Origin of the sequence: Mycobacterium angelicum (genome assembly GCF_002086155.1) — a bacterium.
Taxonomy (GTDB): domain Bacteria; phylum Actinomycetota; class Actinomycetes; order Mycobacteriales; family Mycobacteriaceae; genus Mycobacterium; species Mycobacterium angelicum.
In genome coordinates, this window is sequence record NZ_MVHE01000024.1 from 1 (window position 1) to 12,724 (window position 12,724).

Sequence of the window (12,724 nt, forward strand, 5' to 3'; positions counted from 1 at the left end):
CCCCGCGAGTGACCCCGCGCGAAAAATTTTTCGCCCGAATCGCAAACCGATTGGGCGCCGCGCTCGGCACGCGGGCGGGCCCAGACTGACAGCAACATCACATTTCAGGCATTACCAGCGCGCACCGAACCGCAGGCACATGCGGAAACGCCGTTTCCAGCCGCGAATTCGCACCCGAAAATCACGCCGAATCACGGCCGGAACGCGGCTTGCGCGCCGCTGTCGAGGAGAGCCGAGGCTCGAAGTTGTGGTTGACTACACGAGCACTGCGGCGTTCTGCGCCTGCAGTCTGACCCAGTTCGGGACGCGCCCACACCCAAGGATGCGCCTACAACGATTGAGGATGAGGAAGCAAGGATGAAGCTTGTTGACAGGTTGCGTGGCGCCGTAACGGCTATGCCGCGACGACTCATGGTGGGTGCCGTTGGCGCGGCCCTGCTGTCGGGTCTGATCGGAGTCGTCGGCGGCTCGGCGACCGCGGGAGCGTTCTCGCGGCCGGGCCTGCCAGTGGAGTACCTGCAGGTGCCCTCCGCGGCGATGGGCCGCGACATCAAGATCCAGTTCCAGAGCGGCGGGGCCAACTCGCCCGCGGTCTACCTGCTCGACGGCCTGCGTGCGCAGGACGACTTCAACGGCTGGGACATCAACACCCCGGCGTTCGAGTGGTACTACCAGTCGGGCCTGTCGATCGTCATGCCGGTCGGTGGCCAGTCCAGCTTCTACACCGACTGGTACCAGCCCGCCTGCGGCAAGGCCGGTTGCCAGACCTACAAGTGGGAGACGTTCCTCACCAGCGAGCTGCCCGCGTGGCTGAACGCCAACAAGAGCGTCAAGCCCACCGGCAGCGCTGCGATCGGTCTGTCGATGGCCGCTTCGTCCGCACTGACCCTGGCGATCTACCACCCCGCGCAGTTCGTCTATGTAGGTGCGATGTCGGGTCTGCTCGACCCGTCCCAGGCGATGGGTCCCTCGCTGATCGGCCTGGCGATGGGTGACGCCGGTGGCTTCAAGGCTTCCGACATGTGGGGTCCCTCGAGCGACCCGGCGTGGCAGCGTAACGACCCGTCGCTGCACATCCCCGAGCTGGTGTCCAACAACACCCGCCTGTGGGTGTACTGCGGCAACGGCAAGCCGTCGGACCTGGGTGGCAACAACCTGCCGGCCAAGTTCCTCGAGGGCTTCGTGCGGACCAGCAACATCAAGTTCCAGGACGCGTACAACGCCGCCGGCGGCCACAACGCCGTGTTCAACTTCCCGGACAGCGGTACGCACAGCTGGGAGTACTGGGGCGCGCAGCTCAACGCGATGAAGCCTGACCTTCAGCACGTGTTGGGTGCCACCCCGAACACCGGCGGTAACGGTACCGGCACCACGCAAGGCACCTAGAGCCCTCTAGGCGTCGAGAAGTATCCGCTAGCGGCGGCGACCCATCCGGGTCGCCGCCGTTAGCCGTTATCTCCCCTTTATCCGATCGCGCGGGGTGTGGTTAGCTACCTTGCGGGCCGGGCGCTGTGCGCACACAACACGAGCACGTCACATGGAGGTGGACATGAGGGGTCTGTCGGTGCTGCTACGGCTGCTCTGCGTTGCCGTACTGTCAATCGCTTTGGGCGGTGTGACCGCTACCGTCGCGAGCCCCGCCAAAGCCGCTCCGTACGAGACCCTGATGGTGCCGTCGGCGGCCATGGGCCGCGACATCCCGGTGGCGTTCCTGGCCGGCGGCCCGCACGCGGTCTACCTGCTGGACGCCTTCGACGCCGGCCCGGACGTCAGCAACTGGGTGACCGCGGGCAATGCGATGAACACGCTGGCCGGCAAGGGCATCTCGGTGGCGGCGCCGGCCGGTGGGGCCTACAGCATGTACACCAACTGGGAGCAGGACGGCAGCAAGCAGTGGGACACCTTCTTGTCCGCCGAGCTGCCCGACTGGCTGGCCGCGAACAAGGGCCTGGCGCCCGGCGGCCACGGCGCCGTGGGCGCGTCCCAGGGCGGCTACGCCGCCATGGCACTGGCCGCCTTCCACCCCGACCGGTTCGGCTTCGCCGGTTCGCTGTCGGGGTTCCTGTACCCGTCGAACACCACCACCAACGGCGCGATCCTGGCCGGCCTGCAGCAATTCGGGGGTGTGGATGGCAACGGAATGTGGGGTGCACCACAGCTGGGCCGTTGGAAGTGGCATGACCCCTGGGTGCACGCCGCGTTGCTGGCGCAGAACAACACTCGGGTGTGGGTGTGGAGCCCGACCAACCCCGGTGCCAGTAATCCCGCCGCGATGATCGGCCAGGCCGCCGAGGCGATGGGCAACAGCCGGATGTTCTACCAGCAGTATCGCAGCGTGGGCGGACACAACGGCCACTTCGACTTCCCGGGCGGCGGCGACAACGGCTGGGGCTCCTGGTCGGCCCAGCTGGGCGCCATGTCCGGCGATATCGTCGGCGCCATTCGCTAGCCTCGCGCTAGTTTGAAAGGCGCCCATCCCGGTTTGCGCGACCGGACGGCCTGTTCCGGAGAGCCGGTACCGTGTAGGCAGTGCAGCAGCAGAGGGCGGTGTAGCCACGTGCTCGCACCCCACCGACTCTGTTAGCAGGAGACCATGGCCAAGAACACCCGGCGTAGGCGACGCCAACGGATCCTCGCCTGGGTGGCTGCCGGTTCCATGGCGCTGGTCGTGGCGCTGGTGATCGTGGCGGTGGTGACGATGTTGCGCCGCAACGAAACGCCGCCCAGCGCGGTGCCGCCCGGCGTCTTGACGCCCGGCCCCACCACTTCTCATCCGCACAAGCCGCGGCCCGCCTTCCAGTCCGCCTCGTGCCCGGACGTGCAATTGATCTCGGTTCCCGGAACCTGGGAATCGTCGCCCACCGACAACCCGCTCAACCCGGTGGAATTTCCACGGGCATTGCTGCTCAACGTGACCGGGCCGATTTCCCAGCAGTTCCCCGGATCGCGAGTGCAGACGTACACGGTTCCCTACACCGCGCAGTTCCACAATCCGCTCAGCGCCGACAATCAGATGTCCTACAACGACAGCCGCGCCGAAGGTACCCGCGCGATGGTCCAGGCCATGACGGACATGAACAATAAATGCCCGTTGACCAGCTATGTGATCGTCGGTTTCTCGCAGGGCGCGGTGATCGCCGGTGATGTCGCCAGCGACATCGGCAATGGACGCGGACCCGTAGACGACGATCTGGTGCTCGGTGTGACATTGATCGCCGACGGCCGCCGCCAGATCGACGTGGGCAAGGACGTCCCGCCCAGCCCGCCAGGTGAGGGTGCCGAGATAACCCTGCACGAGGTGCCGGTGCTGGCCGGGCTCGGCTTGACCATGACCGGACCGCGGCCGGGTGGCTTCGGTGCGCTGGACGGCAAGACGGAAGAGATCTGCGCCGAGGGCGATCTGATCTGCGCCGCACCGAAAGAGGCGTTCAGCCCGGCCAATCTGCCGACCACACTGAACACCTTGGCCGGTGGTGCCGGGCAGCCGATCCATGCGATGTATGGGACACCGGATTTCTGGAACTCCGACGGCCAGCCGGCGACGGTATGGACGCTGAACTGGGCCCGCGGGCTGATCGAAAACGCGCCGCACCCTAAACATGGGTAGACCCACCGTTTTAGTGCTCCCTTAGAAAGCGCGATCAGCGGTACCTTGTGATTTGGTCTGCCGCGCACTGGCCCTTAACATTAAGAGAAACTTAAGAGCATGCGGTTGATCTGACCGGGTCGAAGCATGTCGAGAACGGACACAGACGAGCGCATGGTCGCGTCGGTCGGTGCCGGTTCGCGCGTAGATCGAACGTTTGGCTTAGCCGGCACGACGTGTGTGCCGACAACGAAGTGTCGTAACAGGAGAGGTCGGAATGGCGTATCACAACCCGTTCATCTTGAACGGAAAGATCAGGTTCCCGGATAACACCAACCTGGTCCGACACGTCGAAAAGTGGGCGAAGGTTCGCGGCAACCAGCTGGCCTACCGCTTCCTGGACTACTCCACCGAACGCGACGGCGTCGAACGCGACATCTTGTGGTCGGAGTTCTCCGCCCGCAACCGCGCGGTGGGCGCCCGTCTGCAGCAGGTCACCCAGCCCGGTGACCGCATCGCCATCCTGTGCCCGCAGAACCTGGACTACCTCGTCTCCTTCTTCGGCGCGCTGTACTCCGGCCGGATCGCGGTGCCGCTGTTCGACCCCGCCGAGCCGGGTCACGTCGGTCGCCTGCACGCGGTGCTCGACGACTGCACCCCGTCGACCATCCTGACCACCACCGACTCCGCCGAAGGCGTCCGCAAGTTCATTCGCGCCCGTTCGGCCAAAGAACGGCCCCGCGTCATCGCCGTCGACGCGGTGCCCAGCGAGGTCGCTTCCACCTGGGAGCAGCCCGAAGCCGACGAGACCACCACGGCTTACCTGCAGTACACCTCCGGCTCCACCCGAGTGCCGTCCGGCGTCCAGATCACTCACCTAAATCTGCCCACCAATGTGGTGCAGGTGCTCAATGCCCTGGAAGGACAGGAAGGCGACCGGGGGGTCAGCTGGCTTCCGTTCTTCCACGACATGGGCCTGATTACCGCGCTGTGCGCCCCGGTGGTCGGAGGCAGCTTCACCTTCATGACCCCGGCGGCGTTCGTGCGGCGGCCGGGCCGCTGGATCCGCGAACTGGCGCGCAAGCCGGGGGAGACCGGCGGGACGTTCTCGGCCGCGCCGAACTTCGCGTTCGAACACGCCGCGATGCGCGGCCTGCCCCGCGACGACGAGCCGGAACTGGACCTGAGCAACGTCAAGGGGATCCTCAACGGCAGTGAGCCGGTGTCGCCGGCCTCGATGCGCAAGTTCTTCAAGGCCTTCGAGCCGTACGGTTTCCCGGAGACCGCGGTCAAGCCGTCCTACGGCTTGGCTGAGGCGACGCTGTTCGTTTCGACCACGCCGATGGACGAGAAGCCGACGGTCATCCACGTCGACCGCGACGAGCTGAACAAGCAGCGCTTCGTCGAGGTCGCCCCCGATGCGCCGAACGCGGTCGCGCAGGTATCGGCGGGCAAGATAGGCGTCGACGAGTGGGCGGCCATCGTCGACGTCGACACGGCCAGCGAGCTGCCCGACGGCCAGATCGGCGAGATCTGGCTGCACGGCAAGAACCTCGGCATCGGCTACTGGGGCAAAGAAGAAGAGACCACCGAGACCTTTAAGAACATCCTCAAGTCGCGGGTCCCGGAGTCGCACGCCGAGGGAGCCGCCGATGACGCACTGTGGGTGCGCACCGGCGACTACGGCACCTACTTCAACGGACACCTCTATATAGCGGGCCGGATCAAGGACCTGGTCATCATCGACGGCCGCAACCACTACCCGCAGGACCTCGAGTACACCGCGCAGGAGTCGAACAAAGCGTTGCGGGTGGGCTACGTGGCCGCGTTCTCGGTTCCAGCCAACCAGCTGCCCCAGAAGGTGTTCGACGACCCGCACGCCGGGCTGAAGTTCGACGCCGAGGACACCTCCGAGCAGTTGGTGATCGTCGCCGAGCGTGCCGCCGGTGCGCACAAGCTGGACTACCAGCCCATCGCCGACGACATCCGGGCGGCCATCGCAGTCGGGCATGGGGTGACCGTGCGTGATCTGCTGCTGGTATCGGCCGGCACTATTCCCCGTACCTCGAGCGGCAAGATCGGGCGCCGCGCCTGCCGCGCGGCCTACCTCGACGGCAGCCTGCGCAGCGGCGTCGGCTCCCCGACGGTCTTCGCCACCGAATCCTGAGTCCCGAAACAAATAGGCACCCATGACTGACGCAGACGAATCCAAGGACGCCCAAGCCGGCCAAACGGACATGACCGTTCCCGAGATGCGCCGGTGGCTGCGCGAATGGGTGGGCAGGGCGGTCGGAAAATCACCCGACGAGATCGACGAGTCGGTGCCGATGGTGGAATTGGGCCTGGCCTCGCGCGACGCGGTGGCGATGGCCGCCGACATCGAAGACATGACCGGTGTGACGCTGTCGGTGGCCGTGGCGTTCCAGCATCCGACCATCGAATCGCTGGCCACCCGGATCATCGAGGGCGAGCCCGAACGCGAAGATGACGGCACTGACACCGCCGACTGGACGCGGCCCGGCCCGGCCGAGCGGGTCGACATCGCGATCGTGGGACTGTCCACCCGGCTGCCCGGGGACATGAACAGTCCCGAGGAGACCTGGCAGGCGCTGCTGGAAGGCCGCGACGCGATCACCGATCTGCCCGAAGGCCGCTGGTCGGAATTCCTCGAGGAGCCGCGGATCGCCGAGCGCGTCGCCAACGCACGCACCCGCGGCGGCTACCTGAAGGACATCAAGGGCTTCGACTCCGAGTTCTTCGCGGTGGCCAAGACCGAAGCCGACAACATCGACCCGCAGCAGCGGATGGCGCTGGAGCTGACCTGGGAGGCGCTTGAACACGCCCGCATCCCGGCATCGAGCCTGCGCGGCGAAGCCGTCGGCGTCTACGTCGGCAGCTCCACCAACGACTACAGCTTCCTGGCGGTGTCCGACCCGACCGTCGCACACCCGTATGCCATCACCGGCACCAGCAGCTCGATCATCGCCAACCGGGTGTCGTACTTCTACGACTTCCGCGGGCCGTCGGTCACCATCGACACCGCATGCTCGAGCTCATTGGTGGCGGTACATCAGGGCGTGCAGGCGCTGCGCAACGGGGAAGCCGACGTGGTCGTCGCCGGCGGGGTGAACGCGCTGATCACCCCGATGGTGACCATCGGCTTCGACGAGATCGGTGCGGTGCTCTCACCCGACGGCCGGATCAAGTCGTTCTCCTCAGACGCCGACGGCTACACCCGTTCCGAGGGCGGCGGCATGCTGGTGCTCAAGCGGGTCGACGACGCCCGCCGCGACGGCGACCAGATTCTGGCCGTCATCGCCGGCAGCGCGGTCAACCACGACGGCCGGTCCAACGGCCTGATCGCACCCAACCAGGACGCGCAGGCCGACGTGCTGCGCCGGGCCTACAAGGACGCCGGCATCGACCCGCGCACCGTCGACTACATCGAGGCGCACGGCACCGGCACCATCCTGGGCGACCCGATCGAGGCCGAGGCGCTGGGCCGGGTAGTCGGCCGCGGGCGTCCCGCCGATCGGCCGGCGTTACTGGGCGCGGTGAAAACCAATGTCGGACACCTGGAGTCGGCGGCCGGCGCGGCCAGCATGGCCAAGGTGGTGCTGGCGCTGCAGCACGACAAGCTGCCGCCGTCGATCAACTTCGCCGGCCCCAGCCCGTACATCGACTTCGACGCGATGCGGCTGAAGTTCACCGACACCGCGACCGACTGGCCCCGTTACGGCGGGTACGCCCTGGCCGGGGTGTCCAGCTTCGGCTTCGGCGGCGCCAACGCGCACGTGGTGGTGCGCGAGGTCCTGCCTCGCGACGTGATCGAACGCGAGCCCGAGGTGCAAGCCCCGGTGGTGCCCGTCGTCTCGGCCGGCGAGGACATCGCTGAAGGGCAGGGTCACGCGCTGCGGTTCGACGAGTACGGCGAGATCATCGCCGACGAGGCCGCGCCGGCGTCGGAAGAAGAAGAGTACGTGCTGCCGGGCATCACCGAGGAGGCGCTGGCGCTCAAGGCGGCCGCGCTGGAAGAACTGGCGGCACAAGAGGCTGCCCCCGATTTTCCCAAGCCGGTGGTTCCCGTTGCGGTGTCGGCGTTTTTGACCTCGCGCAAGAAGGCCGCCGCAGCCGAGCTGGCGGACTGGATGGAGTCGCCGGAAGGTCAGGCGGCATCGCTGGAGTCGATCGGGCGCGCGTTGTCGCGACGCAACCACGGCCGCTCCCGTGCGGTGGTGCTGGCCCACGACCACGAGGAGGCCGTCAAGGGCCTGCGTGCGATCGCCGAGGGCAAGCAGCGGCCGGGCGTGTTCACCGCCGACGGGCCGGTGACCAACGGCCCAGTGTGGGTGCTCGCCGGGTTCGGCGCGCAGCACCGGAAGATGGGCAAGAGCCTGTATCTGCGCGATCCCGTTTTCGCCGAGTGGATCGAGAAGGTCGACGCCCTGGTCCAGGACGAGCTGGGCTACTCGGTGCTCGAGCTGATCCTGGACGACTCGCAGGACTACGGCATCGAAACCACCCAGGTCACCATCTTCGCGATCCAGATCGCGCTGGGTGAGCTGCTCAAGCACCACGGCGCCAAGCCCGCCGCGGTGGTCGGGCAGTCACTGGGCGAGGCCGCGTCGGCCTACTTCGCCGGCGGTTTGTCGCTGCGCGACGCCACCCGGACGATCTGCTCGCGCTCACACCTGATGGGTGAGGGCGAGGCGATGCTGTTCGGCGAATACATCCGGCTGATGGCGCTGGTGGAGTACTCCGCCGACGAGATCAAGACGGTGTTCTCCGACTTCCCCGACCTAGAAGTGTGCGTCTACGCCGCACCCACCCAGACGGTGATCGGCGGGCCGCCCGAGCAGGTGGACGCGATCATCGAGCGCGCGGAATCGGAAGGCAAGTTCGCCCGCAAGTTCCAGACCAAGGGCGCCAGCCACACCCAGCAGATGGACCCGCTGCTCGGCGAGCTGGCCGCGGAGCTGCAGGGCATCAGGCCGATGAGTCCGACGGCCGGCATCTATTCCACGGTGCACGAGGGCAGCTACATCAAGCCCGGCGCCGACCCGATCCACGATGTCGACTACTGGAAGAAGGGCCTGCGCCACAGCGTCTACTTCACCCACGGCATCCGCAATGCCGTCGACAGCGGGCACACCACGTTCCTGGAGCTGGCGCCCAACCCAGTGGCGCTGATGCAGGTGGGTCTGACCACCGCGTCCGCCGGTCTGCATGACGCCCAGCTGATCCCGACGCTGGCGCGCAAGCAGGACGAGGTCGAGTCGATGGTCTCGACCATGGCGCAGCTGTATGTCTACGGTCACGACCTGGACATGCGCACGCTGTTCACCCGCGCCTCTGGGGCCGAGGACTACGCGGACATTCCGCCGACCCGGTTCAAGCGCAAGGAGCACTGGCTGCCGGCGCACTTCTCCGGCGACGCATCGATGGTGATGCCCGGCAACCACGTCGCGCTGCCCGACGGCCGGCACGTGTGGGAGTTCGCACCCCGCGACGGCGAGGCGGACTTGGCCGCGCTGGTGAAATCGGCTGCGGCGCAAGTGCTTCCAGACGCGCGACTGACGGCATCCGAACAACGCGCGGTGCCCGGCGAGGGCGCCCGGTTGGTGACCACGCTGACCCGCCATCCCGGCGGCGCCTCGGTTCAGGTGCACGCCCGCATCGACGAGTCCTTCACGCTGGTCTACGACGCATTGGTGGCCCGGGCGGGTGTGGAGTCGGTGTTGCCGACGGCGGTGGGCGCCGGTACGGCGATAGCGGCTCCGGCCGAGTCGGTTGCCCCGGAAGCTGCGGTCGAAGAGCCCGAAGCCGAAACCCTTACCGACAGCCTGACCAACCGCTATCTGGGTTCCGACGTGGGCCGCTGGTCACCGGATTCCGGTGAGACCATCGCTGAGCGCCTGGGCACAATCGTCGCGGCGGCCATGGGGTATGAGCCCGAGGACCTGCCGTGGGAGGTGCCGCTGATCGAGCTGGGCCTGGACTCGCTGATGGCGGTGCGGATCAAGAACCGCGTCGAGTACGACTTCGACTTGCCGCCTATTCAGCTGCAGGCCGTGCGCGACGCCAACCTCTACAACGTGGAGAAGCTGATCGAGTACGCGATCGAGCACCGCGACGAAGTCCAGCAGCTGCACGACTACCAGAAGACGCAGACGGCCGAGGAGATCGCCAAAGCGCAGGCCGAATTGGTCAGCGGCGCAACGCCTTCCACGCTGAGCGCGCCGGCGCCGGATGCGCAAGCCGAGCCGGAGACGCAGGCGCCGCCGTCGTCCGACGTTTCGATTCCGCCGCCGCCGACGGATCCCTCGGGCCCCTCGGGTAACGGTGCCAAGCCGGACCTGGCTCCAGATTTGAAGGGGGCGGCAGACGCGCTCAGCTCCGAAGCGGTCGCCAAGGCGCTCAACTCCGACGTGCCGCCACGTGACGCCGCGGAGCGGGTCACCTTCGCCACCTGGGCGATCGTCACCGGTAAGTCGGCGGGCGGCATCTTCAACGCACTGCCCAAGCTGGACGAAGCCAAGGCCGCCAAGATGGCGGAGCGGCTTTCCGAGCGCGCCGAAGGGCCGATCACCGCCGAGGACGTGCTGAGCTCGTCGAATATCGAGGAGCTGGCCGACAAGGTGCGCACCTACCTGGAGGCCGGCACGATCGACGGCTTCGTGCGCACGCTGCGGGCGCGTCCCGAGGGCAGCTCGAAAACACCGGTGTTCGTGTTCCATCCGGCCGGCGGTTCGACGGTGGTGTACGAGCCGCTGCTCAACCGGTTGCCGGCGGACACTCCGATGTACGGCTTCGAACGAGTCGAGGGGTCGATCGAAGAGCGTGCGGCGGCCTATGTGCCCAAGCTGGTCGAGATGCAGGGCGACGGGCCCTACATCCTGGTCGGCTGGTCGCTGGGCGGGGTGCTGGCCTACGCCTGCGCGATCGGGCTCAAGGAACTGGGCAAGGACGTGCGGTTCGTTGGTCTGATCGACGCGGTGCGCGCCGGTGAGGAGATCCCGCAGACCAAGGAGGAGATCCGCAAGCGCTGGGATCGCTACGCCAAGTTCGCCGAGAAGACGTTCAACGTCACCGTCCCGGAGATCCCCTACGAGCATCTCGAGCAGCTCGACGACGAGGGCCAGGTCCGGTTCGTGCTGGACGCCGTCAGCCAGAGCGGGGTGCAGATCCCGGCCGGGATCATCGAACACCAGCGCACGTCCTACCTGGACAACCGCGCGATCGATACCGCCGAGATCCGGCCGTTCGATGGGCACGTCACCCTCTACATGGCCGATCGCTACCATGACGACGCGATCATGTTCGAGCCGCGGTACGCCGTTCGGCAACCCGACGGCGGCTGGGGCGAGTACGTCTCCGACCTCGAGGTCGTGCCGATCGGTGGCGAGCACATTCAGGCCATCGACGAGCCGATCATCGCCAAGGTGGGCGAACACATGAGCCGCGCGTTGGACAACATAACGAGTGAGGTAGGCAAGTAGTGACCGAGGCAGCTTCGGGGCCAGTTGTGCATACCACCGCCGAGAAGCTGGCCGAGCTGCATGCTCGCCTGGAATTGGCCAAGGAGCCCGGCGGCGAGAAGGCCGCCGCCAAGCGTGAGAAGAAGGGCATCCCGAGTGCGCGCGCCCGGGTGAACGCGCTGGTCGATCCGGGCACCTTCTTCGAGATCGGGGCGTTGTGCAAGACCCCGGGAGACCCCAACGCGCTGTACGGCGACGGCGTGGTCACCGGCCACGCGCTGATCGACGGCCGCCCGGTCGGGGTGTTCTCGCACGACCAGACGGTGTTCCAGGGCACGGTCGGTGAGATGTTCGGCCGCAAGGTCGCCCGGCTGATGGAGTGGTGCGCGATGGTCGGCTGCCCGATCGTCGGTATCCAGGACTCCGGCGGTGCCCGCATCCAGGACGCGGTCACCTCGCTGGCGTGGTATGCCGAGCTGGGCCAACGGCACGAGGCGCTATCTGGGGTGGTGCCGCAGATCTCCCTCATCTTCGGCAAATGTGCCGGGGGAGCGGTCTATTCGCCGATCCAGGACGACCTGCTGGTCTCGGTGCGGGATCAGGGCTACTTCTTCGTCACCGGTCCCGACGTGATCCGGGAGGTCACCGGCGAGGACGTCACCCTCGACGAGCTCGGCGGCTCCGACGCGCAGGCCCGCTACGGCAACATCCACCAGGTGGTGAACTCCGAAGCCGAGGCATTCCAATATGTCCGCGACTTCCTGTCGTTCCTGCCGTCCAACTGCTTCGGCAAGCCGCCCGTCGTCAACCCCGGACTGGAACCCGAGATCACCCCGACCGACCTCGAGCTCGACTCGATCGTGCCGGACTCCGACAATGCCGCCTACGACATGCACGAGATCCTGCTGCGCATTTTCGACGACGGCGACTTCCTGGACGTCGCCGCGCAACACGGACCGGCCATCATCACCGGCTATGCGCGGGTCGACGGGCACCCGGTGGGCGTGATCGCCAACCAGCCCATGCACATGTCCGGTGCCATCGACAACGAGGCCTCCGATAAGGCGGCGCGGTTCATCAGGTTCTGTGACTCGTTCCAGATCCCGCTGGTGTTCGTGGTGGACACGCCCGGCTTCCTGCCGGGTGCCGAGGAGGAGAAGCGCGGCATCATCAAGCGCGGCGGCCGTTTCCTGTACTCGGTGGTGGAAGCCGACGTGCCGAAGGTGACGATCACCATCCGCAAGTCCTACGGCGGGGCGTACGCGGTGATGGGCTCCCGGCAGCTGACCGCCGACTTCAACTTCGCCTGGCCCACCGCCCGCATCGCGGTGATCGGCGCCGAGGGGGCCGCGCAGTTGCTGATGAAGCGCTTCCCGGACCCGACCACACCCGAGGCGCAGCAGATCAAGAAGGACTTCATCGAGGGCTACAACCTCAACATGGCGATCCCCTGGACCGCCGCCGAGCGCGGGTTCATCGATGCGGTGGTCGACCCCCACCAAACCCGGCTGTTGCTGCGCAAGTCGATGCATCTGCTGCGGGATAAGCAGATGTGGACGCGCTTGGCGCGCAAGCACGGGTTGATCCCGGTCTAGCGGCCGTTCCCCGTGTCGCCGAGTGTGAACACCACGACGTGACACGCCGGTTCAGCGTCGGCTAG

Annotated in this window: 6 protein-coding genes; all 6 read left to right on the forward strand. The window is 67.0% G+C overall.

The window, feature by feature from the left end; all coding sequences use genetic code 11:
* The first annotated feature begins 357 nt into the window (after positions 1–357).
* The 6 genes from ag85A (at position 358) to BST12_RS15615 (ending at position 12,659) form a co-directional block, all read left to right on the forward strand.
* Entirely contained in the window at positions 358–1,386 is a 1,029-nt protein-coding gene (gene ag85A / locus BST12_RS15590) for a diacylglycerol acyltransferase/mycolyltransferase Ag85A (protein ID WP_083114031.1), read from the forward strand.
* A gap of 163 nt (positions 1,387–1,549) precedes the next feature.
* On the forward strand, positions 1,550–2,449 hold the full coding sequence (locus BST12_RS15595) for an esterase family protein (RefSeq protein WP_083114076.1): 900 nt from the start codon (positions 1,550–1,552) through the stop codon (positions 2,447–2,449).
* A 144-nt stretch (positions 2,450–2,593) separates the two neighbouring features.
* Positions 2,594–3,607: a carboxylesterase Culp6 gene (gene culp6 / locus BST12_RS15600; protein WP_083114032.1), complete on the forward strand. Its 1,014-nt coding sequence runs from the start codon at positions 2,594–2,596 to the stop codon at positions 3,605–3,607.
* Positions 3,608–3,863: 256 nt separating this feature from the next.
* Positions 3,864–5,753 (forward strand): long-chain-fatty-acid--AMP ligase FadD32, encoded by a 1,890-nt coding sequence (gene fadD32 / locus BST12_RS15605; protein ID WP_083114033.1) that lies wholly within the window; start codon positions 3,864–3,866, stop codon positions 5,751–5,753.
* A gap of 22 nt (positions 5,754–5,775) precedes the next feature.
* Positions 5,776–11,085: a polyketide synthase Pks13 gene (gene pks13 / locus BST12_RS15610; protein ID WP_083114034.1), complete on the forward strand. Its 5,310-nt coding sequence runs from the start codon at positions 5,776–5,778 to the stop codon at positions 11,083–11,085.
* Complete coding sequence (locus tag BST12_RS15615) at positions 11,085–12,659, forward strand: acyl-CoA carboxylase subunit beta (RefSeq protein ID WP_083114035.1); 1,575 nt, start codon at positions 11,085–11,087, stop codon at positions 12,657–12,659. The genes pks13 and BST12_RS15615 overlap by 1 nt, the downstream gene beginning before the upstream one ends.
* Positions 12,660–12,724: the final 65 nt, after the last annotated feature.